Raw genomic sequence first — 23577 nt, 5'->3', positions numbered from 1 at the left:
CCAGGAGCCCCCGGTGTCCCATCCCTCCAGACGCGGTGCCCTGAAGCTGACCGCCGGCCTGGCGCTCGGCGGCGCCCTCGCCCTGACCGGCTGCGGCCGCGACAGCACGGCCTCCGCCGCGAAGGCCTCCGCCACCCCCGTCGACGACACCCCGGCCACCGGCACCCTGAACGTGTGGGCCGCCCAGGGCGACGCGGACGTGCTGGACAAGGTCCTCAAGCCGTTCAAGGCCGCGAACCCCAAGCTCACCATGAAGTTCACGCTGATCCCGAACGGCGAGTACTACACCAAGCTCCAGTCGGCGATCGCGGCGGGCAAGGGCCCCGACGTCGCCCAGTTCTTCCCGGAGTCGCAGGCCCAGTTCCTCGACCCGTCGATCCTGCGGGCCGTGCCGGACGGACTCGTCGACCCGAATGGCTTCTTCACCAGCCTGTGGGACGCCGGTACGGCCAAGGGCGTCGCCTACACGGTCCCCTGGTACGCCTACACCTACGCGCTGGTCTACCGCGCCGACCTCGCCAGGAAGGCGGGCGTGAAGGCGCCGACCACCTGGGACGGCATGGTGCCGTTCCTCAAGGCGCTCCAGGGCGCCGGCGCCGGGCACGGGCTCGGTGCGGACATCGGCTGGGACATCTTCAACGGCCAGGACGTGGCGATGTACGCCTGGCAGGCGGGCGGCTCGCTGCTGAATGGCGGGAAGTGGACCCTCGACACCCCGCAGATGGCGGACGCGCTCAAGTACAACGCGTCGTTCTTCACCTCCAAGGTCGCCGACACCAGCGGGCCGACCTTCCTCGACGCGCAGCCGTACTTCGTGTCCGGGAAGACGGCCATGATGATCACCGGGCCGTGGGTGGTCGGGCAGCTCGACACCGCCGCCAAGAAGGACGGCTGGACGGCGGCGCACGTCGCCACGGCACCGCTCCCGGCGGGCTCTTCCGGCAGTGTCTCCTTCTCGGCGGGCGGTACCTGGGGCGTGCTCGCCGACAGCGGCAACGCGGAATCCGCGTGGAAGTTCGTCCGTCATCTCGCCGCGCCGAGCACGCAGGTCGCGCAGTACAAGGCGTACAGCTCGCTGCCCGCAGTGGTCTCCGCCTGGGACGACCCGGCGATCAAGGGACAGCCGCTCCTGGACGCCTTCCTCACCCAGCTCAAGAACACCCGCGCGTTCCCGCAGGTGAGCACCTGGCAGCAGGTGGCGACCAGGCTGGGCAAGGAGATGGAGGCCGTGGCCAAGGGCACGGAGAGCGCGGCGAAGGCCGCCGCGAACGTCCAGGCGTACGCCGAGAGCCTCGGTACGGGAGCGAAGTGAGGGCCCGCCGTACGGCAGTCGGCTGGCTGTTCCTCGCGCCGTTCACGGTCGTGTTCCTGCTCTACACGGCCGTCCCGACCGTCGCGGCGCTCGGCTTCAGCCTCACCGACCTGCGGGGCTCGGATCTGCGTCATCCGCTCGCGGTGGACTTCACCGGGCTGGAGAACTACGTCCGGCTGTTCCAGGACGACGCGTTCGTACGGGACATCCTGAACACCGCGCTGTTCGTGGCCGTCGGCGTCCCGCTGACCATGGGCGTCGGCTTCGCGCTGGCGCTCGCGCTGAACTCCGGCATCCGGCGGCTGCGCGGCGCCTTCCGCACGGTCTTCTTCGCGCCGGTCGTAACCAACGTCGTGGCGGTGGCGCTGATCTGGCAGTACGCCTTCCACGCCGACGGCACCGTCAACCGGGTCCTGTCCGCCGTCGGCCTCGCCGGACCGAACTGGCTGGACGACCCGCACCTGGCCATGCCCGTGGTCATCGCCCTCGGCGTCTGGCGCAACTTCGGCACCGCGATGGTGCTGTTCCTCGCCGGGCTGCAGGCGATCCCGCGGGACGTGTACGAGGCCGCGGCCCTCGACGGGGCGGGCAGATGGCGGCAGTTGAGGCACATCACCCTGCCCCTTCTCCTGCCCACCACCCTGATGGTCTCCGTACTGCTGACCGTCTTCTATCTCCAGGTGTTCGACGAGCCGTATCTGCTCACCAACGGCGGCCCGCTCGGCTCCACCGAGTCGGTGGCGCTGTACACCTACCATCAGTTCGGGGTCGGCGAGTTGGGCGTGTCCTCGGCCGCGTCCTTCGTGATGCTCGCCCTCGTCGCCCTGGTGAGTGTCGTCCAGTTCCGACTGCTGAGGCCCCGCTCATGACCACCGTCGCCGCGCTGCGCGAGGCAGCCGAACCGACCACCGGACGGATCGCCGTCCGCCGCCGCCCCGTCTCCCAACCCCTGCTGTACGCCGCCCTGTTGGCGTGCGCGCTGCTCACTCTGCTGCCGTTCGTGTGGGTGCTGGGCGGCTCGCTGCGCAGTCTCGACGAGATCCGCTCCGACCCCGGCGCCTGGCTGCCGCACCACGTCACCTTCGACAACTTCATAAGGCTCTTCAGGACCCAGGGTTTCGGCCGGTTCCTGGTCAACAGCGTCGTCGTAGCGGCGATGGTGGTCGTCGGCAACGTGGTGGCGGCGTCGACGGCCGGATACGCCCTCGCCAAGCTGGAGTTCGCCGGCAAGCGGCTCGCGTTCGGGGCGGTCATGGCGGCGCTGATGGTGCCGTTCACCACGGTCTTCGTCCCACAGTTCGTGATCACGGTCGACCTGGGTCTCGCGGACACCCTCACCGGTATCGCCCTGCCCGCCATGGCGCTGCCGCTGTCGGTCTTCATCATGCGCCAGTACGCCCTGTCGATCCCCGACGAACTCCTGGAGGCCGCCCGGATCGACGGCGCGGGCGAGTTCCGGATCTTCTTCCGGATCTTCCTGCCGCTGGCCGGTCCCGCGGTCGCGACGATCACGATCATGTCGTTCCTGACCTCGTGGAACAACTTCATCTGGCCGCTGGTGGTCGCCCAGAGCATGCAGAGCTACACACTCCCCGTCGGCCTCGCCGCGACCAGCCAGGCGGCGGCCCACGTCACCGACTACGGCCTGCTGCTCGCCGGGGCGATCGTCGTGATGCTCCCGGTGCTGGTCCTCTTCCTGTTCCTGCAGCGGTACTTCGTGCAGGGCGTCGCGGGAACGGGGATGCGGTGATCGGCAACCGTGTCATGGCGTCCGGCATGAACCAGAGCGCGGTACGGCGGGTCAACACCTCGGTGATCCTGCGGGCGTTGGCGGTGTCGGCCGGGCCGACCACGCTGACCGCGCTCGCCGAGCGGACGAGCCTGTCGCGCCGCACGATCGAGCTGATACTGGACTCGCTGCTGGAGGCCGGCTGGGTGGCCGAGCTCGACCGGGTGCCCGCCAAGGGCAGCGCCGGCCGCCCCGCCCGCCGCTATGAACTCCGGGCCGAACACGCCCTGTTGGCGGCCGCGCGGATCACCACAGCGGACGTGTCCGCGGTCGTCGCCGACGTACGCGGCCGTATCGTAGGCCGGGCACACCGCCCGCTGCGCTCCTACCACGACCCGCACTCCTCACTGGACGACGTGGCCGAACTGGTCCGGGAGGCCCTCGCGGACGCGGGGGGCTCACCGGAGCGGCTGCGGGCGGGCGCGGTGGCGAGCGGCGGTGCGATCGACGACGACGGAGTGGTACGACGGCTGGTGCACACCACCCGCTGGGAGGGCGTGGACCTGCCCAGGGAACTCGCACACCGGATCCCGATGCCGTGGTTCGCGGACAACGACTCCAACCTCGGTGCGCTGGCGGAGCGTTGGCGCGGAGTCGCCGGCGACCACGACAACGTCGTCTGGACGGTGCTCGGCAACCGTGCCGGCCTCGGGATTCTGATACGAGGGGCCGTGCACCGCGGCCTCGACGGTGCCGCGGGCGAGATCATCGAGGCGGCGTCGATGTCGGTGGGCTCGGTGGAGGACCGCCCGGTCGCCTGGCTCACCTCGCCGGACCCGGACCGCCGGGCCGTCGCACTCGACCGCTTCGAGGCCGCGCGGAGCGGGGAGGCGGCCGCGTCCGCCGAGGTCGACGAGTTCGTCGAGCACATGGCCTCGATCCTGACCACCCTGTCCTGGACGGTCGCGCCCTCGCTGATCGTGCTCGGCGGCGGCCTGGAAGCGGCGGCGGACGTCATGCTCCCCCGACTGCGCGCGGCCCTGCGCAGGGCGCGCACGCCCGCCGTCGAACTGCGGGCCACCGTCCTGGGCCACGACGCCGCAGTCGTCGGCGCCGTGAAGCTGGCCCTCGACCGGATGGACACGGAGCTGTTCGGCCCGCTCGTCCCGAGTGCGTGAAGCGCCCCAACTTCCCCCCACGGCAACGGATCTACGGAGTCTCACTGTGACCGAAACCCCCCGCACCGGCGTTCTGATCGTCGGCAGCGGCATCATGGGCTCCGTCGTGGCCCGGCGGCTGCGCGAGAGCGACCCGGCGCTGGAGATCACCATGGTCGACGGCGGGACCCCGATCGGTGACACCCCGGGCCGGCATCTGCACGACCTCGACGACCCCGCCCTGTGGGCCCGCTACAACGAGCGGGTGGCCACCGGCATCCAGGGCATGTACACCGGCGCCGACTTGGTGCGCGAGGTCCCGGACCGGCTCGACGGGCTGCCGCCGGGCATGTACCACGCGCTCGCGTTCGGCGAGGACGCCGAGGCGATGCCTCAGGCGGCGCTGGCGTGGAACACGGGGGGCATGGGAGTGCACTGGACGGCCGCGACACCGTGGCCGGCCGGGGACGAGGTGTTCGACTTCGGCGACCCGGCCGGCTGGTCGGCGGACCTCGACACCGCACACCGGCTGCTCGGGGTCACCCCGGCAGCGATCGGGCCGACGGAGGCCGGGCTCCTGGTACTCGACGTCCTGCGCCGGCGCTACGCCGGTATCGGACCGGCCGACCGGCGCCCGCAGCCCATGCCCATGGCGGTCACCGCGACCGCCACGGGCCCGATGCCGCGCACGGCCCCCGGCACCGTCTTCCCCGCGATCGCGACCGGCGGGGACCCGGCCTTCACCCTGTTGACCGGCACGCTCGCCACCCGGCTTCTCGTCACCGGCGGCCGGATCTCGGGCGCCCGCCTGCGTCGCACGGCCGACGGCACCGAGTCCGAGATCCTCGCGGACGCCGTCGTGGTCTGCGCCGACGCCCTGCGCACCCCGCAGCTCCTCTTCGCCTCGGGCATCCGGCCCCCGGCGCTCGGCCGCCACCTCAACGAGCACGCGTTCATCACCGCCCGTGTACTGCTCGACACGGACCGCTTCGGCCTGGCCCCGGACGCCCTGCCCCTTCCCCGCGTCGGCGAGTTCAGCACCGACTCGCTGTGGCTGCCGCAGAACGGGACGGCACAGCCCTTCCACGGCCAGATCATGAACCGGACGTACGTCGACGAGGCCGGCCGGCCGCTCGCCCACTCCGTGGGCGTCTCCCTGTACGTGCCCGTCGAGTCCCGCCCCGAGAACCGGCTGGTGTTCTCCGAGACGGACACCGATCTCGCCGGACTGCCGCGCATCGCCGTCGAGTTCGACTACTCCACGGCCGACCGCGCGCTCATCGACCGCGCACTGCACGAAGTCCGTTCCCTGGCCCGGGAGTTCGGCCCCTTCGACCCCGGGACCGAGAGCGCGCTGCTGCCACCTGGGTCCTCCCTGCACCTGACCGGCACGGTCCGGGCCGGTGCGGCCGACGACGGCACCAGCGTGTGCGACCCGGACGGCCGCGTATGGGGTTACGACAACCTCTACCTCGCCGGGAACGGCGTGATCCCCACCGCGATGGCCGCCAATGTCACCCTCACCGGTGCCGTCACCGCCGTACGCGCCGCCCGCGCCGTCACCGCACGCAAGACCGCACCCGCCGCTCGCCGACAGGAAGTTGGAACATGATCGACATCGCCAAGGAATACCGCGTCTCGCTGCCGGCGTGGATCGACGACGAGCTGGCCGACGTGCCCGCCGTCCTCCCCGGCCGCGAGGACCGGATGCACCTGGTGCACCGTCTGGCCGACCGCAACTGGCGCGAGGGCAACGGCGGTCCGTTCGCGGCGCTCGTCGCCGAGCAGGACACCGGCCGGATCGTCTCGGTCGGCGTGAACGTCGTCCTCGCCTCCGGCATCTCCAGCGCACACGCCGAGGTCCTCGCGCTCGGCCTCGCCCAACAGGCGGTCGGCGGCTGGGATCTCGGTGGCGAGGGACTGCCCGCGCACGAGCTGGTCGTCAACTGGCGTCCCTGCGTGCAGTGTTACGGCGCGACCCTGTGGTCAGGGGTGCGCGGCCTCGTGGTCGCCGGGGAGGGACCGGAGCTGGAGGAGCTCACGACCTTCGACGAGGGCCCGCTGCGCGACGACTGGGCCGAGCAGTTCGAGGCGCGTGGCATCAAGGTCACGGGGGACGTGCTCCGGGACGAGGCCCTGGCGGTGTTCCGCAACTACCGTCAGGCCGTGGACGCCGGCGTGATCACCGTCTACAACGCCCGTGGAGGCTCCGAGTGACGCCGCGCTTCGCCACCGACGTCATCACCTTCTACCACCCCCGCTTCTGGTCCCTCGACTCCGCCGAGGCCGTACGCGACTGGGCCCTCGCCCATCCGGAACGCTTCTGGGAGCGGATCATGGGGACGCTGGTCGAATCCGGCGTCACCGGCGTCGAGTTGACCTTCGCGCCCGCCGACATCGCCTCGGTGCTGCGGGCGTTCGGCAGCGCGTCGGGGTTCCGCCGTGAACTCGCCGCCCGCGGACTGTCCTTGGTGAGCGCGTTCATCGCCGGTGCCGACGCTCCCGACTGGCGCCAGGGCGAGAATCTCCCGGCGATCGTCGCCGATGCCGAGCGCCGGGCGGCCTTCCTCGCCGAGGCGGGCGCCGGGCTCCTCGTCGCCGGGCTGCCGATGAGGACGACGTTCGGGACCCGCCCGGCCTTCTTCGTCGACGCCGCCTACATGACCCGGATGGCCGACATCGCGCACGCCGTGGGCGAGGCGGTCTCGCGGTACGGCGTGAAGCTGGCGTTCCACACCGAGTCCAACAGCACGCTCTGGTACGAGCGGGACATCGACCTCTTCATGGCCCTGACCGATCCGCAGTACGTGTGGCTGTGCCCCGACTCCTGCCACATCGCGCTCGGCGGCGGCGACCCGGTGGCGGTGGCCCGGCGCCACGCCCAGCGGATCGCGCTCGCGCACTGGAAGGACGCGGTCGGGCCGATCGACGTCCACCTCACCGTCGACGAGACGGTCTTCGCCCGGCAGCAGCCGTACATGACCGAACTGGGCACGGGCGTCGTCGACTGGCCGGGCTGGTCCGAGGCGATGTCGCGCACGCCCGGCGCGCACACGGTCCTCATCGAGCTCGACGAGGCCCCGGATCCTGTGGCCGCGCTGCGGGCGGGGACGGCGGTGGCGCGGGCGTCGCTGGGAGCCGTGCGAGATCCGGCGGATGCCCGCGGCAGGCCCGAGCGGCCCGCCGCCGTATGACAGTCGCCGTATGACAGTCGCCGTATGACAGTCGTGTGAAGCCGGAATGGCCCGCGGCGGCGGGACGCTTGCACCGGGAAAGGACCGTGCAGCGAGAGGGAGCCCAGATGACCGTCCAGGACGTCGACCGCGTGAGCTTCGCCGCCGAGTGGCAGGAGTGGCACCGGCAGAAGGAGGAGGTGCTCTCCGGCCCGCACGGCTTCCTCGCGATCACCAGCCTGCGCTGGCTCACCGACGAGCCCGCCCGGTTCGAGGACGCGCCGGGCGCGTGGTCGACCACGGCCGACGGTGTGGTGGTGGAGCTGGCCGAGGACGAGGAGGTGACCGTGGAGGGCCAACTGGTGCGCGGCCGCCATGACTTCGGCGTCCTTCCCGAGCGCGGCAGTGTGTACGTCGGCTGGGGCGACGCGGTGATCGAGGTCGCCAAGCGCGGCGGACACGACATCGTGCGGCCCCGCCATCCGGGCAATGCGCTGCGTACGGCCTTCACCGGCACGCCCGCCTACGAGCCCGACCCGCGCTGGGCCGTGACCGGCCGGTTCGTGCCCTTCGACGAGCCGCGTCCGGTGACGGTCGGAGCGGCCGTCGAGGGCCTGGAGCACGTGTACGACTCCCCCGGCCGGGTCGAGTTCGAGCTGGACGGCAGCACGCACCTGCTCACCGCGTTCAATGGGCGGTCGCCGGGCGCCCTGATGGTGCTGTTCACGGACAAGACGTCGGGCGTGACCACGTACGCGGCCAACCGCTCCCTGCAGATCGACGCCCCGGACGGGGAAGGCCGGGTGACGATCGACTTCAACCGTGCCGCCAACCTGCCCTGTGCCTACACCGACCTGGCCACCTGCCCGCTCCCGCCCACGGAGAACCGCCTGCCGGTGGCGATCGAGACGGGCGAGCGTATCCCGCTGGAGCGGGGCGGGCAGCCCTGAGCCTCAGTCGGTCGAACGGCTTGAGAGCGCCTTGGTGAACGGGGTCACCGGGCGCTCCATGCGTTCGCCGTCCACGGTGATGTCGACGACCTCGTTGTAGAACGCGAGGAGCCCCTTCACCGCACCGACCGCGGGCAGCGGGTCCGGATAGCTCCAGACCAGGTTCGGCGGTACGTCGTCCGTACCCCGCCAGGACCAGTACTCGGCGGTGCCCTTGTACGGGCAGCCGGTGTGGTGCTCGGTCGCTTCCAGCAGGTCGAGGCGGATGTCCTCGCGCGGGATGTAGTAGCGCGTGGGCAGGCCGGTCTCGAAGAGCAGGACCGGGCGGCGGGTGTCGGCGACGAGCGTGCCGGCCACCGAGACCTGGACATGGCGGCTGCTGGGGAGCGCGTCCACCCGTTTGTGCGGATCACGAGGGTGGATGAAGATCTCTTCCTCCTCCTCGTACCAGTGGTCGAGGCCCCGCCCGACCCGCCGGAACCACTCGAAGGCGATGTGTCCGGCCAGGTCGGCGGACGGGAAGGTCCAGGCGGCGTTCTCCAGCAGCTCCCCGTCGATGTCGAGGTCGTAGAAGATCCGCGAGCCGGTGTGGCTGCCGGTGCGCGGGTTCTTCGCCGGGCGGAGCAGGTCCTCGCGCACGTCGGCGCGCGGGAACGCGTACAGCGGTACGGGTACGCCCGGCTCCCAGACCAGCAGCGGGCGTCGGCTGTCGACGACGGTGACGTCGCCCTTGCGGCCCCGCACCCAGCGTGCGCCGGGCTCCCACAGGAGGCCCTCCGGGGTGGTCCGCACGGCTTGCATGGTGGGCAGAGTGGTCATGGGCGGCCCTCCTTCGATCCTTCGACGCTACCGCCGCTCACCCGCCGCAACCTCAGCCCGCCAGGAAGTCGGCCAGTCCCGTCAGCAACCGGTCCACGTCCTCCGTGCTGTTGTAGGGCGCGAGTCCCACGCGCAGGCCCCCGGTGTCGCCGAGGCCCAGGTGGCGGGAGGCCTCGATGGCGTAGAAGGAGCCGGACGGCGCCTGGACGCCACGCTCGGCGAGGAAGGCGTACGCGTCGACCGTGCTGTGGTTCTCGAAGGTGAGCAGCACGGTCGGGGTACGGTCGGCGGCCCTGGAGTGGACGATGACGCCGTCCAGCTCGGCGAGACCCTTGTCGATCCGGGTGCGCAGCACGTGTTCGTGGGCTTCAAGTGCGGCGAACCCGGCGGTCAGCCGCTCGCGCCGGGTGCCGGTGGCCTGCGGGTCCAGGTGCTCGGCGAGGAAGTCGACCGCCGCCGTGGTCCCGGCGAGGAACTCGTAGGGCAGCGTGCCCAGTTCGAAGCGCTCGGGGACGCCGTCGGTGGAGGGCAGGAGCTTGTCGGGGCGGAGGGTTTCGAGCAACTCCGGGCGGGCGGCGAGGACTCCGTGGTGCGGGCCGAGGAACTTGTACGGCGAACAGGCGAAGAAGTCCGCGCCGAGCGCTTCGAGGTCGACGAGGGTGTGGGCGGCGTAGTGGACGCCGTCGACGTAGACGAGCGCTCCGACCTCGTGTGCCGCGCGGGCGATCGCGGGGATGTCGGGGCGGGTGCCGATCAGGTTGGAGGCGGCGGTCACGGCGACGAGCCGGGTGCGCTCGGACAGTACGGCCCGGATCGCGTCGAGCGTCAACTCCCCCGTCTTCGGGTCGAATTCGGCCCAGCGCAGGGTCGCACCGACCGCCGCGGCCGCCTGCACCCAGGGCCGGATGTTGGCGTCGTGGTCGAGCCGGGTGACGACCACCTCGTCGCCGGGCGACCAGGTCTTGGCGAGGGTGCGCGAGAAGTCGTAGGCGAGCTGTGTGGCACTGCGGCCGAAGACGATCCCCGCGGGGTCCGCGCCGAGCAGGTCGGCCATGGCCCGGCGGGCCCCGGTGACGGCCGCTTCCGCGTTGCGCTCCCCCAGCGTGACCTGCCCGCGGTTCGACAGCGGCTGTGCCAGTGTGTCGGCGATGGCCCGGATGACGGGCTCGGGGGTCTGGGTGCCGCCGGGGCCGTCGAAGTGGGCGACTCCGGCGGCCAGGGCCGGGAACCGGGAGCGGATGGCGGCGATGTCGTACGTCACGTGGGCTCCTTGTGGCCGACTCGGTCCGGAGGCCTCAGCCTGCCACGGCGGACCGCAGGCGCTCGCGGTGGGCCCTGTTCGTCGCCATGAGCCCGTCGAGAGCGTTCCGGGTGCGGATCAGGTCGGCGATGTGCTCGTCGAGCCGGTCGCGCTCCTCGGCCATGCGCTCCAGCGCGGCGTCCGAGGTCTCCTCGCTGGGTGCGTCGACGCACGGCAGCAGCTCGGCGATGGTCCGGCTGGACAGGCCCGCCGCGTACATCCGCTGCAGGAACTCGACCCGCTCGACATGGGCATCCGTGTAGTGGCGCTGCCCGCTCGCGCTGCGCACGCTGCTGAGGAGGCCCTGCTCCTCGTAATAGCGCAGCGACCGGACGCTGACCCGGGCGCGTGTCGCGAGTTCCCCGATGCGCATGCCGCCTCCTGGTGTGATCCCGGGCACAACCCTTGCCTCTGACGTCAATGTCAGGTTTTAGCGTAACCGACGTGCCCGGGATCCGGGCGCGACGGAATCACTGAGGAGACTTGACGTGACGACCCTTTTCACGGGCTACCAGCTCGGTTCCCTGGCGCTGCCCAACCGGGTGGTGATGGCTCCGATGAGCCGGGTGCGGGCCGCGGCGGGCGGGCTGGCGACGCCGTCGATGGCGCGCTACTACGCGCAGCGGGCCACGGCCGGCCTGATCGTCAGCGAAGGGGTGCAGCCGAGCCTGATCGGGCAGTCCAACCCCGGCACCCCGGGGCTGTACACCGACGAGCAGGTGGCCTCCTGGCGTCCGGTGACCGATGCCGTGCACGCCAACGGCGGACGGATCTTCGCCCAGATCATGCACGGTGGCCGGGTCTCGCACCCCGACACCACCGGGCTGGTGCCCGTCGGCCCCTCGGCCGTGCCCGCCGTCGGCGAGGTGTTCACCCCGGGCGGGCGCCTGCCCGCGCCGACCCCGCGCGCCCTGGAGACGGCGGAAGTGCCCGAGCACGTCCAGTCGTACGCCGATGCCGCGCGCCGGGCGGTGGACGCCGGCTTCGACGGGGTCGAACTCCACGGCGCCAACGGCTACTTGATCTCCCAGTTCCTGTCGACCAACGCCAACCTGCGCACCGACCGCTACGGCGGCTCGGTCACGAATCGCATCCGGTTCGCCGTCGAGGCCGTCGCCGCGACCGTCGACGCGGTCGGCGCCGACCGGACCGGCATCCGGCTCTCCCCCTCCGGGCCGTTCTGGGGTGTCGAGGAGACCGACGTCCCCGAGCTGTACGGCGCACTGCTGGCCGAGCTGTCGCGGATCGGACTGGCGTACGTCCATCTGGAGGCCACCACCGACGAGGAGACGCTGCTCGGTCTGCGCCGGGCCTGGCCGGGCGCCCTCGTCATGAACCCGGTGCTGCCGCTGGGCCCCAAGCAGACCGGCCGCGACGACGCGGACCACTGGCTCGGGCTCGGTGCCGACCTCATCAGCTTCGGGCGGGCCTTCATCGCCAACCCGGACCTGGTGGAGCGGCTGCGCACCGGGCTGCCGATCGCGCCCGCCGACGAGGCGACCTACTTCGAGGGCGGCGACCGGGGCTATCTCACGTACCCGGCCTATCAGCACTCGGCGTGAAGAGGCGGTTGAGCTCGTCCTGCGGGATCTGCGCGTCGGCGTAGGAGAAGGTGCCCTTGTCGGCCAACTCCCGTGCGGCGGCGACGAGATGGCCGTACATCGCGCGGGCGATGCTGCCGCCGACGGTGACCCGCCGGACGCCGAGTTCGCGCAGGCTGTCCAGGGTGAGCGCGTTGCCGGTGAGGCCCATGACGACGTTGAGCGGGCCGTCGATCTCGCGGACGAGGGTACCGATGGTGGCGGCGTCGGCGGCGCCCGGGACGAAGGCGCAGTCGGCGCCGGCCGCGAGGTAGGCGTTGGCGCGGGCGATGCAGTCGTCGAGGGTGCCGCCGACCAGCAGGCCGTCGGTGCGGCCGACCAGGACGAACGGCTCGCCGCTCGCGTCCACGGCGGCCCGTGCGGCGCGGATGCGGTCGGCGGCCGACTCCGGTGCGTACAGCGGGCGTTCGCGGGAGCCGGTGAAGTCCTCGATGTTGCCGCCCGCGGCACCGGCGGCGAGGGCCATCGTGATCGTCTCGGCCACGGTCTCGGGGGCCTCGCCGTACCCGTCCTCAAGGTCGGCGCTCAGCGGTACGCGGATCTCGTCGGCGATCTCCCGGACCCGGCGCAGCATGGTCTCCCGGTCGACGCGGTCCTCGGGTGCCTGCTCGGCGAAGAAGTCGTGGTCCGGGCGGCCGAGGGAGAAGGCGACACCCGCGCTCGTGGTCGCCACCGCGGGGAACCTGGCCGCCTCCAGGACCCGGGCACTGCCCACGTCCCAGGCGTTGGGCAGCAGGAAGCAGCCTTCCCGGTGCAACTCGACGAACCGCTGGGCCCGTTCGCGTCGTGCGCCGTCCATGTGATTCCCCCTTGCAGTCGATGACTTGTTTCCGACGGATCCGGCAGGTCCCTCAGTCGCGGCCGCCCCAGAGGACATGCAGCGTGGGCGGTTTGCGGAAGACCAGCCCGTACGGAGCGGCCTCGTGGGCCGGGTCGAGGCGGAGGGCGGGGAGGCGTTCGAGGAGCCGCTGGAGGGCTATGCGGGTCTCCAGACGGGCGAGGTGGGCGGCGATGCAGTGGTGCGGGCCGTGTGCGAAGCCCAGTTGGAGGCGGGCGTTGGCGCGCCGGACGTCGAAGCGGTCGGGGTCCGGGAAGACCTCCGGGTCGCGGTTGGCGCCGGTCAGGGAGACGGTGACGAGGTCGCCCCGGCGGATCGTGGCCGGGCCGAGGTCGGTGTCGCGGGTGGCGTAGCGGTCCACGACCGCGGCGCCGGGTTCGAGGCGCAGGGACTCCTCTATCGCGCCGTCGAGCAGCTCGAAGTCGCCCTGGACGAGGGCGAGTTGCTCGGGGTCCCGGAGCAGGTGGAGGAGCGCGTTGGTGATCATCGCCTCGGTGGTCTCGATGCCGCCGAACATCAGCACCGCCGCGTTGGACGCCACCTCGGGCACGGTCAGCCGTCCGGCGGCGGAGAGGAGCAGCGAGGTCGCGCCCTTGTCGGCGACGGTGGCCTCCACTGCGGCCCGCAGCTCCGCGTAGGCCGCGTCGCCGGCCGGTCCCGCCGCCACCCCGGCGGTGATGTCGGAGACAGCCCCTACGATGGCGTCGTACCAGGTCAGGACGGTGTCCGTGCCGGCGCCGGCCAGTCCGAGCGCCTCGGTGACGACGGCGACGGCGAGCGGTCCGGCGAAGGCGCGGCGCACTTCGCAGGCGCCGTCCGGTTCGAGCGCCCCGATGAGCCGCTCGGTCTCCTCCTCGATGAACGACGCGAAGCCCTCCCGTACCGCGCGCGGCTTGAAGGGGGCGGCGAACGGCTCGCGGTGGCGGGCGTGTTCGGCGCCGTCCAGGGAGAGCATGCTCGGGCCGACGACCTGTGCGGTGGAGAAGCGCGGGTCGTCGACGGTGTAGGTCTCGCTGTCCCGCATCACGCTCAGCGCGAGATCGCGGCGGGTCACCAGCCAGCCGCCCAGCTCGGGCAACCAGGACACCGGCTCGTCGGCCCGCAGCCGGGCCAGTCGCGGGTGGGGGTCGTGGGCGAGCTCGGCGAGCGTGGTCGAGGCGCCGAGGGGGAACGTGTCGACGGGGCTCATCGCGCCTTCCGCCCGGGGAGTGGGAAACGGATCACGCCCAAGGCTAACGCCCCGCCGAATTCACCGTCCCGGGGTATTGACGAGCCCTCCACCCGCTGTCATCGTTTCCGGCATATAGACATCAGATGTCTGACGTCTGATGTAGAAACCGAACTCTGATGTAGAAGCCGAACGAAGAGGTTCACCATGTCGCTCTCGGACGACCTCGCCGAGCAGCTGCTCACCGCGATCATCGACGGCGAGTACCCGCCGGACTCCGCCCTCCCGCCCGAGGGAGAGCTCTCGGAGCTGAGCGGGGTCAGCCGGCTCACCGTGCGGGAGGCCGTGAAGCAGCTGCGCGCCCAGAACGTCGTCCGGGTGGTCCGCGGCCGCGGCACCTACGTCAACGCGCCGGACCGCTGGACCGCGCTGGAGCCGGTGGTGCGGGCGGCCTCGCGCACCTCCAGCGGCGCCCTGTCGGAGCGGCTGATCGAGGCACGCCGGCTGATCGAGAACGGCGCCTGCGAGCTGGCCGCCTCCCGGCGCGGCGAGGAGGACCTGGAGGAGCTGCGCCGGCACCTCGCGGTGATGCGCGAGGCCGCCGAGGCCGGCGACACCGAGCAGTTCGTGCAGGCCGACATCGACTTCCACGACACGGTGATGCGGGCGACGGGCAACCTGTTCGTGCCGCTGCTCTTCGAGCCGTTCGGCCCGCTGCTGGTCGAGGGGCGCCGGGAGACCTCGGCCGTCCCCGAGATCCGTACGAACGCCATCGCGCACCACGAACGGGTGCTCGCCGCGCTGGAGTCGGGCAGCCCCGAGGCCGCCCGGGCCGCGATGGACGGCCATATGAACCAGACCGCGGACGACCTGCGCACCCATGTGATCAAGCGCGACGTCGGCTGACACCGCTCCCTCGGCCCCCCCTGTCGAGAGCTCGACCGACACCGCTCCCCAATTCCCCTTTCAAGACCAGGATTTCGCCATGTCCCTACCCCTCCGCGCCCAGACGCCGGCCGTCCCCGAGGCCGATGTGCTGGACGGGCTCCCCCCGGTCCGTGCGGTGAGCGCCGCCGAGGTGGCCGCCCGTATATCCGGCGGCCCGCGTCTCGTCGTCCTGGACGACGACCCGACCGGCACCCAGACCGTCGCCGACGTCCCGGTGCTGACCTCCTGGTCGGTGGACGACCTGCGCTGGGCGCTGCGCCAGGACAGCGCCGCCTTCTTCGTCCTGACCAACACCCGCAGCCTGTCCCCCGAGGACGCGGCCGCCCGCAACCGCGAGGTCGTACGCGCCCTCCGCACGGCGTCGGCGGCCGAGGGCATCGGATACGTTCTGGCCAGCCGCGGCGACTCGACCCTGCGTGGCCACTTCCCGCTGGAGACCGACGTCCTGGCCGAGGAACTCGGCACGGTGGACGGTGTCGTGCTGGTGCCCGCGTACATCGAGGCGGGCCGCCTGACCGTCGGCTCCCGTCACTGGATGCGCACACCGGACGGCCTGCTCCCGGTCGGCGAGAGCGAGTTCGCGCGCGACGCCACCTTCGGCTACCGCAGCTCCTCGCTGCCCGAGTGGGTCGAGGAGAAGACCGGCGGCCGGGTCACCGCCGACGAGGTCCTGCGCATCACCCTCGACGACCTGCGCGGCGGCGGCCCGGCCCACACGGCACGGCTGCTGTCCTCGCTGCGCGACGGGCGTACGGCCGTGGTCGACGCCGTCCGCGACGACGATCTGCGGGTCCTCGCACTGGCCCTCGCCGAGGCGGAGGCGAGCGGCACCCGGCTGCTGTACCGGGTCGGACCGTCCTTCGTGCGGGCCCGCGCCGGACAGGCCGGACGGGCCCCGCTCACCCCGGCCGAACTGGGCCGGCTGCGCGGGCAGGCGCCCCATGGGCTCGTCGCCGTGGGCTCCCATGTCTCCCTGACCACACGGCAGTTGGACCGGCTGCGGGAGCGCGGCGGGATCGCCGAGTACGAACTCGACGTGGCCCGCCTGCTCGACGAGCGGCGCGACGCCCACATCGCGGAGGTCGCGGCCGCCGCGGCGGGTGCGCTGGACTCGGCGGACGCGGTGATCCGCACCTCGCGCACGCTGGTGACGGGCGCGGACGCGGACGACAGTCTGGCGATCTCCCGCCGGATCTCCGCCGCCCTGGTGGAGGCCGTGCGCCAGGTCAACGCCATCCGGCGGCCCGCGTTCGTCGTCGCCAAGGGCGGCATCACCTCCAGCGACACCGCCACCCACGGCCTGGAGATCCGCCGCGCCTGGGCCCGGGGCACGCTGCTGCCCGGCATCGTCTCGCTCTGGGAGCCGGTGGACGGCCCCGCCGCCGGCATCCCCTACATCGTGTTCGCCGGGAACGTCGGCGACGACGACGCCCTCGCCGACGCCCTCGACCTGCTCAGGAGCGCGTGATGCTGCTGCACGGAACCGACGCGCTCAAGCAGGCGGCCGCCGCCGGGCACGCCCTGCCCGGGTTCGTCGCCTACAACCTGGAGACCGTCCAGGGCATCACGGCCGCCGCCGAGGTCTCCGGCCGGCCCGTGCTGATCCAGGCAGGCTCCAGCCCCTTCAAGCATGCCGGGCGCGAGGCCCTGATGCGGCTGGCGCTGGACGCCGCCGAGGACTCCGCCGCCCGGCTCGGTGTGCACCTCGACCACAGCCGGGACATCGACGAGATCACCGTCTGCCTTCGGGCGGGCTACACGTCCGTCATGGTCGACGGCTCCCACCTGCCGTTCGCCGAGAACATCGCGCTGACGCGGGAGGCGGTACGCCGGGCCCGGGACCACGGCGTCTGGGTGGAGGCCGAGTTGGGCGCCCTGGCCGGCGACGAGGACGTCTCCACCGACGCCGTCGCCCACCGCACGGCGATGACCGACCCGCGCCAGGCCGCCGAGTTCGTGGCCGCGACGGGCGTGGACGCGCTCGCCGTCGCCGTCGGCAACGTCCACGGCTTCACCAAGGACCCGGTCCGCCTCGACCTGGACCGGCTGGCCGCGATCCACGAGGCCGTCCCGGTCCCGCTGGTCCTGCACGGCGCCAGCGGGCTGCCCGGCGGAGAGCTGCACGGCGCCCTCGCGCGCGGTGTGGCCAAGGTCAACGTCAACGCCGAACTGCGCCGCGCCTACCTGGAAGCCGTCCGCGCGAGCCTCCCCGACGCGCTCCCCGGCTCCGACGTCGTCTCCCTGTGGGCGGCGGGCCGCGACGCGGTCCGGGACGCGGCCCTGGAGGTCATCGGCCGCCTGAACCCCGAGGGAGAAACCCCGTGACCTTACGCCCGCCCCGCTGACGACGAACCCGCACCACACCGCCGTACGACACGAGACCGTCGTACGACCGTCCGCCGCATCGCGACACCCACGCGAGCCGCGCCCAGAGCCGCCGGCCCTGCGCCATCCCCGCACGCACCGCGCCGCGCCACCCCCCTTGCTGCCCGAGCCTCCCCACTCCGGCATTCCTTCCGCTCCTCTCCTCTGTCCCCAGGAGGACACTCATGTCTGCCCAAACCCGTCCCCACACTGCCGTGCTGGGCCTCGGTGCCATGGGTCTGCCCATGGCCCGGCGCCTCGCCGGTGAACTGCCCGTCTCCGTCTACGACATCGACGCCGACCGGCGGGCCGCACTGGCCGCCGAAGGCGCACGCGAGGCCGCGTCGCCGGCCGAGGCCGCACGGGACGCCGATGTCGTCGTGCTCGCCGTGCGCGACCAGGCGCAGGTCGAGGGCGCGCTGTTCGGCGCGAACGGCGCCGCCGAGGTACTGCGGCCCGGCTCGGTCGTGATCCTCACCAGCACCGTCGGCCCCGAGGCGGCCCGGACCACCGCGGCGCGGCTCGCCGAGCGCGGGGTGCTCACCGTGGACGCGCCGGTCAGCGGCGGCCCGGTGCGGGCCGGAAACGGCGATCTGCTGATCGTCGTCGGCGCCGAGGACGTGGCGCTGAAGGCGGCCCGGCCGGTCCTCGACCTGCTCGCCTCCACGCTCACCGTCGTCGGCCCGCGGGCCGGTGACGGCCAGGCGATGAAGGCCGTCAACCAGCTGCTGGCCGGCGTGCACATCGCCGCCGCGGCCGAGGCGATCGCCCTCGCCCGCGGGCTCGGACTGGACCCGGGCACGGTCGTGGAGAGCCTCAAGCACGGCGCCGCGGGCTCGTTCATGTTCGCCGACCGCGGGCCGCGCATGGTCGAGACGTACGACGACGGGCCCGAGCCCGAGGTGAAGTCCCGGCTCGACATCTTCGTCAAGGACATGGGCATCGTCACCGGCATCGCGAAGGACGCGCACGTCCCGGTGCCGCTGGCCGCCGCGGCCGAGCAGCTCTACCTGCTCGGTGAGCGCGCGGGACTCGGTGCCCGCGACGACTCCTCCGTCGTCACCGTCCTTTCCCCCAAGTCCCCGGAAGGAGAGTGACGATGAGCCACTCCGCCCTGCTCACCATCGCGGTCGCCGGCGTGGCGACCCTGCTGCTGCTCATCCTCAAGGCCAAGGTCCAGCCGTTCGTCGCCCTGGTCGTCGTCAGCGTCGGCGTGGCGCTCGCCGCGGGCGTGCCGGCCGCCGACCTGGTGAAGACCATCGAGGACGGCATGGGCGCCACCCTGGGCCACATCGCCACCATCATCGCCCTGGGCGCGATGATCGGCCGGATCGTCGAACTCTCCGGCGGGGCCCACGCGTTCGCGTACGCGCTCATCGAGAAGTTCGGTTCCCGCCGCACCCCGCTGGCGCTCACCGTCGCCGGGTTCGTGCTGGGCATCCCGGTCTTCTTCGAGGTCGGCCTGATCATCCTGATGCCGATCGCGTACGGCGTCGCCCGCGCCTCCCGCAAGCCGCTGCTGGTGTACGCGCTGCCGATGGGCGCGGCGATGCTGACCGTGCACGCGTTCCTGCCGCCGCACCCGGGTGCCGTCGCGGTCGCCGCGACGATCGGCGCGAGTCAGGGCCTGATGCTGCTGCTGGGCCTGCCCGTGACGGCCGTCGTCGCCCTGGTCGGCTTCCTCGTCTCCCGCCGGCTGACCCGCCGCGAGTACCCGATGGACCCGGCGGTGCGCGCCGAGGTGTACGGCGAGCCGGAGGCCGGGAGCGGTGCCGGGTCCTCGGAACCGACGGTGTCCGACGGCGGCCACGCCACGGCCGTGCTGACCAGACCGGCTCCTTCCGGCACGGAGGTCCGGCCGCCGTCCTTCGGCATGGTCCTGGCGCTCATCGTCACTCCGATCCTGCTGATCCTGCTCGGCACGATCAGCCAGAACACCCTCGCCGAGGGCTCCGCCCTGCGCGGTGTGCTCACGGTGCTGGGTGCGCCGATGGTGGCGCTGCTCATCGACGTCGCCCTGTGCGGCTGGCTGCTCGGTGCCCGGCGGGGCTGGGACCGGTCGCGGATCGCCGAGGTGATGGGCTCCGCGCTGCCGCCGGTGGCGATGGTGATCCTGGTGGCGGGCGCCGGTGGCGTGTTCGGCAAGGTGCTGGTCGCCGGCGGTATCGGCGACGCGATCGCCGACGTGCTGGAGAGGACCGGGCTGCCCGTGCTCCTGCTGGCCTTCCTCACCTCCCTGGCGCTGCGTGCCGCCCAGGGTTCGGCGACGGTCGCCCTCATCACCACGGCGGGCATCCTCACCCCGCTGCTGCACCGCGCCGACCTGTCGACGGCCCAGCTCTCCCTGGTGGCCCTGGCCATGGGCGCGGGCGCGCTGGCCCTGTCCCACATCAACGACGCCGGCTACTGGATGTTCACCAAGCTGGCCGGTCTGGACGTGGCCTCCGGGCTGCGCACCTGGACGGTCCTGACCACGGTCATGGGCTGCACCGGCTTCGCCCTGACCGCGGCCCTGTGGCCACTGGTCTGACCTACCGGACGGGCGGGCAGTCCTTGGCGGACCCCTCGATCCGCCGCCCCTGGTCGTCGGTCACGTAGGCCGCGGCCGGGGTGGCGGACGGGTCGGAGATGCGCTGCACGGCTGCGGCCGTGCAGATGAGCTGCTGGACCGCGAGTCGGCTCAACTCGCCTATGCCGGACGGCAGTTGGATTGACATCCGGCGCCCGCTCACCTTCACGGTGGGCGTGTCCACCGGGACGGCGGACGGCTCGACGCTGTCGGTCGCCGTGCGGGGCGCCCTGGTCGGCCTGCCGGGTATCTCGCTGGTGTAGCCGACCGAAGCCTCCCCGGCGGACGGGCCCTCCAGCAGAAGTTCCATCGCCGTCTCGGCGTCGCCGGGCCGGTCCGTGATGCGCGGGGCCGCGACGAGGGCTCCGTGCTGGACGAAATACACCGTCGCGACCGGCGTCATCCCGCTCGCGGGACCGCCGGCCTCGACCACCCCGGTCGCGGGGATGTCGCAGGAGGCCAGCGCGAGGAGCGCCGGCGCCAGCAGCAGCGGGAGGCGGTGTCGGGCCTTCATGACCGGGGCTCCTCGGGCAACTCGTCTCGCCGCAGCGGGAGTTCGACGGTGAAGACGGCGCCCCCGGCGGAGTGGTTCGCCGCGCGGACGGTGCCGCCGTGCATCCGGACGTTCTCGGCGGTGATCGACAGCCCGAGGCCGCTGCCCTCGGAACGGGTGCGCGCGGAGTCCGACTTGTAGAACCGCTCGAAGACGTACGGGAGTACGTCGTCGGGGATGCCGGGACCGCTGTCCCACACCTGGATGACCGCCAGGGGTGCCGGGGCGGGCGCGACACTGAGTCGTACCCGCACCGGACGGGCGCCGTGCTTCAGGGCGTTGCCGACCAGGTTGGCGACGACGACGTCCAGGCGGCGCGGGTCGACCCGGCCGCGTACGGCGTCGGGCGGCGGCAGGTCCGTCTCCACGGTGTCGGTCCAGCCGCGGGAGGCGAGCGTGCGCCGGATCGACTCGGCGAGGTCGATCTCGTCGAGGTGCAGCACGGCGGCGCCCGCGTCGAAGCGGGAGATCTCCATCAAGTCGTCCACGAGACGGGCCAGTTTGACGGTCTCCTCGCTGATCAGCCGAACCGCGGTGGCCGTGTCCGGGTCCAGCCGGGCGGCGTCCTCGTCCAGGACGTCGGTCACCGCCGACATCGCGGCGAGCGGGGTGCGCAGCTCGTGCGAGACGTCGGCCGCGAAGCGCCGGGCCCGCGCCTCCATCTCGCGCAGCTCCGCCACCGACGCCTCCAGCGCGGCGGCCGTCTCGTTGAACGTGTGGGAGAGATCGGCGAGTTCGTCGGACCCGTTGACCGCGAGCCGGGTGTCGAGGCGCCCCTCCGCGATCCGTCGTGTCGCCTGCCGCAGCGCCCGCACCGGCCGCAGGACCCCGCGGGCGGCGAGGAGGGCGAGCACGACCGCGAGCAACAGGGCCGGAATCATGGCCCGTTCGACGGCGGTGACCAGGGCATCGACGTACGCCTGTTCGGTGGTCTGCGGAACGACGAGGTACACCCGCACCCCGGACAGCGTCCGGGACTCGTCGGAGAACGCGACGGACATACCGACGACGAGAGAGGTACGGCCGTCCGCGCGCACCCGCTGGAAGACGGTCGCCGAACTGGAGGCGACCGCCGAGCGCACGGCGGGCGTCAGCTCCCTGAAGGCGTCACCGGCGGCGGACGTGGCGCTCAGGTCCCCGTAGGTGACCAGCACCCGCCAGCCGCCCGAGGCCTCGGTGTCGGCGATGTCGGCCGCGTAGCCCCGCAGCGCCGACTCGTCCGGAGGGAAACCGAGTTGGGGGGCCTGCTGGGTGGCCTGGACGCGCAGTTGCCGGATGACGGAGTCCTGGCTCTGCTGGAGCACTCCGGTGCGCGCCTCCCGGAAGGTCAGCGCGCCGGTCGTGGCGGCGGCGACGGTGGCCACCAGCCCGAAGGCCACCATCAGACGGGCCCGCAGCCCGCGCAGGCGCCTCTTGCGCAGGGCGCCGATGCGCCTCGGTCTCCTCACGGGGCCGCGAAACGGTAGCCGAAGCCGCGCACGGTGTGGATGTACCGGGGCGCCTTGGGCGGTTCGTACATCTTGGTGCGCAGCCGTTTGACGCAGGCGTCCACCAGGCGGGCGTCACCGTGGTAGTCGTGCTCCCACACCGCCTCCAGGAGCTGCTGCCGGCTGAACACCTGGCCCGGCGAGGCGGAGAGGGTGAGCAGGAGCCGCAGCTCGGACGGGGCGAGCGCGATCGGCTCGCCCTTCAGCGTGACGGTGAAACCGGCCCGGTCGACGGCGAGTTCACCGTAGGTGTCGATCTTCGGCAGTACGGCGTCGGCGGCCCCCGCGCCCGTCCGGCGCAGGACGGCGCGGATCCGGGCGTCGAGCACCCTGGCCTGCACGGGCTTGACGACGTAGTCGTCGGCACCCGCCTCCAGGCCGACAACGATGTCCACTTCGTCCCCCCGGGCGGTGGCCATGATGATCGGCAGCGTCTGGTCGACGGCCCGGATCCCTCGGCACACGTCGAGTCCCGTCATGCCGGGCAGCATCAGATCGAGGACCACGATGTCCGGCCGGAAGGACCGCAGCCGCTCCATGCCCTCCTCGCCGGTCGCGGTGGCGGCCACTTCGTGCCCCTGACGGCGCAGGGCGAGGTCGACGCCCTCACGCACGGCGCGGTCGTCTTCGATCAGCAGTACACGTGACATGGGCACAGTATCCACATGGCATGAGCAGGACCGGGCGTTATCGTCTCGTTATCTTCCGGGCCAGGGTCGATCACATTCCGGTCTCACTGTGAACTGCCGTGACAGCGCACAAGGAACAGCGACCGAGCCGCCGCCGGAGGGGATCCACCCACGCCGCCCGACGGAGCGGCGGGAGACAACTGGCCGTGGGACTGGCCGCGTTGGGCACGCTCGGGGTGGTCGGCTTCAGCGTGGTGGCCTGGCTGCCGGCCGACGCGAAACACTCGCCCACGGTGACCGACGCGGTCACCGGCGCCGGACACACGCCGACGGCGAGCTCGACCTCGCGGGCGCCGAAGCCGACGCCCAAGCCGACGCCGACGCCGAGCAGGACGAAAGAGCCCAGCATCACCATCCCCCAGCACGGTCCGGGCACCTACGTCACCGCCCCCGGCGGAAGCGCGGTGGTGGGCAAGGGAAAAGCCTTCCGGTACACGGTCGAGGTGGAAAACGGCATCGACGTGTCGCCGGCCGAGGCCGCCAAGGAGGTTGAGCGCATCCTCGCCGACCCGCGCGGCTGGACGGCCGACGGCCACTCGGCGTTCCAGCGCGTGTCGAGCGGCCCGGTCGATCTCCACATCCGCATCGCCACACCGGACACCGTCGACACGAACTGCCTGCAGCACGGCCTGGACACCGGCGGCGAGTACAACTGCAGTGCCGACGGCGACGTCATGGTCAACCTCAAGCGGTGGGTGCTGGCGACTCCCGTCTACGCCAAGGACGTCCCCTCCTACCGCGCCCTGATCATCAACCACGAGGTGGGCCACTTCCTCGGCCACGGCCATGTCACCTGCCCCGGCAAGGGGAAACCGGCCCCCGCGATGATGCAGCAGATCAAGGGCATGCTCGGCTGCGTCCCCAATGTCTGGCCCTACGACACCGAGGGCCGGCTCATCACCGGACCCGCCGCTCCCTGA

Annotated in this window: 23 protein-coding genes; 15 read left to right on the top strand and 8 right to left on the bottom strand. The window is 72.4% G+C overall.

What is annotated here, in order from left to right; all coding sequences use genetic code 11:
• Positions 1–13: 13 nt before the first annotated feature.
• The 8 genes from ABZ848_RS12825 to ABZ848_RS12790 all read left to right on the top strand — a co-directional run bounded on the left by ABZ848_RS12825 (position 14) and on the right by ABZ848_RS12790 (position 8321).
• Entirely contained in the window at positions 14–1312 is a 1299-nt protein-coding gene (locus tag ABZ848_RS12825; protein WP_360829773.1) for an extracellular solute-binding protein, read from the top strand.
• Positions 1309–2181: a sugar ABC transporter permease gene (locus ABZ848_RS12820; RefSeq protein ID WP_360829770.1), complete on the top strand. Its 873-nt coding sequence runs from the start codon at positions 1309–1311 to the stop codon at positions 2179–2181. Before ABZ848_RS12825 ends, ABZ848_RS12820 begins: the two co-directional genes overlap by 4 nt.
• Positions 2178–3062 (top strand): carbohydrate ABC transporter permease, encoded by an 885-nt coding sequence (locus ABZ848_RS12815; protein ID WP_360829767.1) that lies wholly within the window; start codon positions 2178–2180, stop codon positions 3060–3062. Before ABZ848_RS12820 ends, ABZ848_RS12815 begins: the two co-directional genes overlap by 4 nt.
• Positions 3063–3088: 26 nt before the next feature.
• Positions 3089–4219 carry an ROK family transcriptional regulator gene (locus ABZ848_RS12810; RefSeq protein WP_360829858.1) on the top strand — a complete coding sequence of 377 codons (1131 nt, stop codon included), beginning with the start codon at positions 3089–3091 and terminating at the stop codon, positions 4217–4219.
• A 46-nt stretch (positions 4220–4265) separates the two neighbouring features.
• A complete protein-coding gene (locus ABZ848_RS12805; RefSeq protein WP_360829763.1) occupies positions 4266–5810 on the top strand; it encodes a GMC oxidoreductase in 1545 nt (514 codons plus the stop codon).
• Complete coding sequence (locus ABZ848_RS12800) at positions 5807–6415, top strand: nucleoside deaminase (protein WP_360829760.1); 609 nt, start codon at positions 5807–5809, stop codon at positions 6413–6415. Before ABZ848_RS12805 ends, ABZ848_RS12800 begins: the two co-directional genes overlap by 4 nt.
• Positions 6412–7392 carry a sugar phosphate isomerase/epimerase gene (locus tag ABZ848_RS12795; protein WP_360829757.1) on the top strand — a complete coding sequence of 327 codons (981 nt, stop codon included), beginning with the start codon at positions 6412–6414 and terminating at the stop codon, positions 7390–7392. Before ABZ848_RS12800 ends, ABZ848_RS12795 begins: the two co-directional genes overlap by 4 nt.
• Positions 7393–7499: 107 nt before the next feature.
• Positions 7500–8321 carry a DUF1684 domain-containing protein gene (locus ABZ848_RS12790; protein WP_360829754.1) on the top strand — a complete coding sequence of 274 codons (822 nt, stop codon included), beginning with the start codon at positions 7500–7502 and terminating at the stop codon, positions 8319–8321.
• A gap of 3 nt (positions 8322–8324) precedes the next feature.
• Here ABZ848_RS12790 and ABZ848_RS12785 read toward each other — a convergent pair whose 3' ends face one another.
• Genes ABZ848_RS12785 through ABZ848_RS12775 form a run of 3 tightly spaced genes read right to left on the bottom strand, consistent with a single transcriptional unit; the run spans position 8325 to position 10813 of the window.
• Positions 8325–9140, bottom strand: coding sequence for a DUF427 domain-containing protein (locus ABZ848_RS12785; RefSeq protein ID WP_360829751.1), 816 nt, complete (start codon positions 9138–9140; stop codon positions 8325–8327).
• Positions 9141–9192: 52 nt separating this feature from the next.
• Positions 9193–10401, bottom strand: a complete 1209-nt coding sequence (locus ABZ848_RS12780; protein ID WP_360829748.1) for a cysteine desulfurase-like protein — start codon at positions 10399–10401, stop codon at positions 9193–9195.
• Positions 10402–10435: 34 nt separating this feature from the next.
• Positions 10436–10813 (bottom strand): MerR family transcriptional regulator, encoded by a 378-nt coding sequence (locus ABZ848_RS12775; RefSeq protein ID WP_360829746.1) that lies wholly within the window; start codon positions 10811–10813, stop codon positions 10436–10438.
• A 115-nt stretch (positions 10814–10928) separates the two neighbouring features.
• Here ABZ848_RS12775 and ABZ848_RS12770 point away from each other — a divergent pair, with 115 nt between their 5' ends.
• Complete coding sequence (locus tag ABZ848_RS12770; RefSeq protein WP_360829743.1) at positions 10929–12002, top strand: alkene reductase; 1074 nt, start codon at positions 10929–10931, stop codon at positions 12000–12002.
• On the opposite strand, the gene ABZ848_RS12765 is transcribed toward ABZ848_RS12770, so the two are convergent.
• Complete coding sequence (locus ABZ848_RS12765) at positions 11971–12840, bottom strand: isocitrate lyase/phosphoenolpyruvate mutase family protein (RefSeq protein WP_360829740.1); 870 nt, start codon at positions 12838–12840, stop codon at positions 11971–11973. The two genes, ABZ848_RS12770 and ABZ848_RS12765, sit on opposite strands and share 32 nt — an antisense overlap.
• A 52-nt stretch (positions 12841–12892) precedes the next feature.
• Positions 12893–14068, bottom strand: coding sequence for a cytochrome P450 (locus tag ABZ848_RS12760; RefSeq protein ID WP_360829737.1), 1176 nt, complete (start codon positions 14066–14068; stop codon positions 12893–12895).
• A 186-nt stretch (positions 14069–14254) separates the two neighbouring features.
• Here ABZ848_RS12760 and ABZ848_RS12755 point away from each other — a divergent pair, with 186 nt between their 5' ends.
• The 5 genes from ABZ848_RS12755 to ABZ848_RS12735 all read left to right on the top strand — a co-directional run bounded on the left by ABZ848_RS12755 (position 14255) and on the right by ABZ848_RS12735 (position 19889).
• A complete protein-coding gene (locus ABZ848_RS12755; protein ID WP_360829734.1) occupies positions 14255–14953 on the top strand; it encodes a FadR/GntR family transcriptional regulator in 699 nt (232 codons plus the stop codon).
• A 79-nt stretch (positions 14954–15032) separates the two neighbouring features.
• On the top strand, positions 15033–16463 hold the full coding sequence (locus ABZ848_RS12750; protein WP_360829731.1) for a four-carbon acid sugar kinase family protein: 1431 nt from the start codon (positions 15033–15035) through the stop codon (positions 16461–16463).
• A complete protein-coding gene (locus tag ABZ848_RS12745) occupies positions 16463–17320 on the top strand; it encodes a class II fructose-bisphosphate aldolase (protein ID WP_360829728.1) in 858 nt (285 codons plus the stop codon). Before ABZ848_RS12750 ends, ABZ848_RS12745 begins: the two co-directional genes overlap by 1 nt.
• A gap of 224 nt (positions 17321–17544) precedes the next feature.
• Positions 17545–18456, top strand: coding sequence for an NAD(P)-dependent oxidoreductase (locus ABZ848_RS12740; RefSeq protein ID WP_360829725.1), 912 nt, complete (start codon positions 17545–17547; stop codon positions 18454–18456).
• 2 nt (positions 18457–18458) lie between these two features.
• Positions 18459–19889, top strand: a complete 1431-nt coding sequence (locus ABZ848_RS12735; RefSeq protein WP_360829722.1) for an SLC13 family permease — start codon at positions 18459–18461, stop codon at positions 19887–19889.
• Between the two features lies 1 nt (position 19890).
• Here ABZ848_RS12735 and ABZ848_RS12730 read toward each other — a convergent pair whose 3' ends face one another.
• From ABZ848_RS12730 to ABZ848_RS12720, 3 genes are all read right to left on the bottom strand, one after another.
• Entirely contained in the window at positions 19891–20442 is a 552-nt protein-coding gene (locus ABZ848_RS12730) for a hypothetical protein (RefSeq protein WP_360829719.1), read from the bottom strand.
• The gene (locus ABZ848_RS12725) at positions 20439–21863 is read right to left on the bottom strand and encodes a HAMP domain-containing sensor histidine kinase (RefSeq protein ID WP_360829855.1); all 1425 of its coding nucleotides are present in this window, start codon (positions 21861–21863) and stop codon (positions 20439–20441) included. The genes ABZ848_RS12730 and ABZ848_RS12725 overlap by 4 nt, the downstream gene beginning before the upstream one ends.
• A 62-nt stretch (positions 21864–21925) precedes the next feature.
• Positions 21926–22618, bottom strand: a complete 693-nt coding sequence (locus ABZ848_RS12720; RefSeq protein WP_360829716.1) for a response regulator transcription factor — start codon at positions 22616–22618, stop codon at positions 21926–21928.
• A gap of 179 nt (positions 22619–22797) precedes the next feature.
• On the opposite strand from ABZ848_RS12720, the gene ABZ848_RS12715 reads away from it, so the two are divergent.
• A complete protein-coding gene (locus ABZ848_RS12715) occupies positions 22798–23577 on the top strand; it encodes a DUF3152 domain-containing protein (protein WP_360829853.1) in 780 nt (259 codons plus the stop codon).

Origin of the sequence: Streptomyces sp. NPDC047081 (assembly GCF_040643775.1) — a bacterium.
Classification (GTDB): domain Bacteria; phylum Actinomycetota; class Actinomycetes; order Streptomycetales; family Streptomycetaceae; genus Streptomyces.
The sequence above is the reverse complement of the archived record's forward strand: the minus strand, read 5'-3'. Positions and strand labels throughout refer to the sequence as shown.

Bases quoted from the DNA above. Each gene is read 5' to 3' on its own strand.
- ABZ848_RS12815 (WP_360829767.1), top strand. From the start codon at position 2,178: ATGACCACCGTCGCCGCGCTGCGCGAGGCAGCCGAACCGACCACCGGA.
- ABZ848_RS12735 (WP_360829722.1), top strand. From the start codon at position 18,459: ATGAGCCACTCCGCCCTGCTCACCATCGCGGTCGCCGGCGTGGCGACC.
- ABZ848_RS12760 (WP_360829737.1), bottom strand. From the start codon at position 14,068: ATGAGCCCCGTCGACACGTTCCCCCTCGGCGCCTCGACCACGCTCGCC.
- ABZ848_RS12785 (WP_360829751.1), bottom strand. From the start codon at position 9,140: ATGACCACTCTGCCCACCATGCAAGCCGTGCGGACCACCCCGGAGGGC.
- ABZ848_RS12800 (WP_360829760.1), top strand. From the start codon at position 5,807: ATGATCGACATCGCCAAGGAATACCGCGTCTCGCTGCCGGCGTGGATC.
- ABZ848_RS12790 (WP_360829754.1), top strand. From the start codon at position 7,500: ATGACCGTCCAGGACGTCGACCGCGTGAGCTTCGCCGCCGAGTGGCAG.
- ABZ848_RS12755 (WP_360829734.1), top strand. From the start codon at position 14,255: ATGTCGCTCTCGGACGACCTCGCCGAGCAGCTGCTCACCGCGATCATC.
- ABZ848_RS12810 (WP_360829858.1), top strand. From the start codon at position 3,089: ATGAACCAGAGCGCGGTACGGCGGGTCAACACCTCGGTGATCCTGCGG.
- ABZ848_RS12720 (WP_360829716.1), bottom strand. From the start codon at position 22,618: ATGTCACGTGTACTGCTGATCGAAGACGACCGCGCCGTGCGTGAGGGC.
- ABZ848_RS12750 (WP_360829731.1), top strand. From the start codon at position 15,033: ATGTCCCTACCCCTCCGCGCCCAGACGCCGGCCGTCCCCGAGGCCGAT.
- ABZ848_RS12765 (WP_360829740.1), bottom strand. From the start codon at position 12,840: ATGGACGGCGCACGACGCGAACGGGCCCAGCGGTTCGTCGAGTTGCAC.
- ABZ848_RS12725 (WP_360829855.1), bottom strand. From the start codon at position 21,863: ATGGTGGCCTTCGGGCTGGTGGCCACCGTCGCCGCCGCCACGACCGGC.
- ABZ848_RS12775 (WP_360829746.1), bottom strand. From the start codon at position 10,813: ATGCGCATCGGGGAACTCGCGACACGCGCCCGGGTCAGCGTCCGGTCG.
- ABZ848_RS12730 (WP_360829719.1), bottom strand. From the start codon at position 20,442: ATGAAGGCCCGACACCGCCTCCCGCTGCTGCTGGCGCCGGCGCTCCTC.
- ABZ848_RS12745 (WP_360829728.1), top strand. From the start codon at position 16,463: ATGCTGCTGCACGGAACCGACGCGCTCAAGCAGGCGGCCGCCGCCGGG.
- ABZ848_RS12740 (WP_360829725.1), top strand. From the start codon at position 17,545: ATGTCTGCCCAAACCCGTCCCCACACTGCCGTGCTGGGCCTCGGTGCC.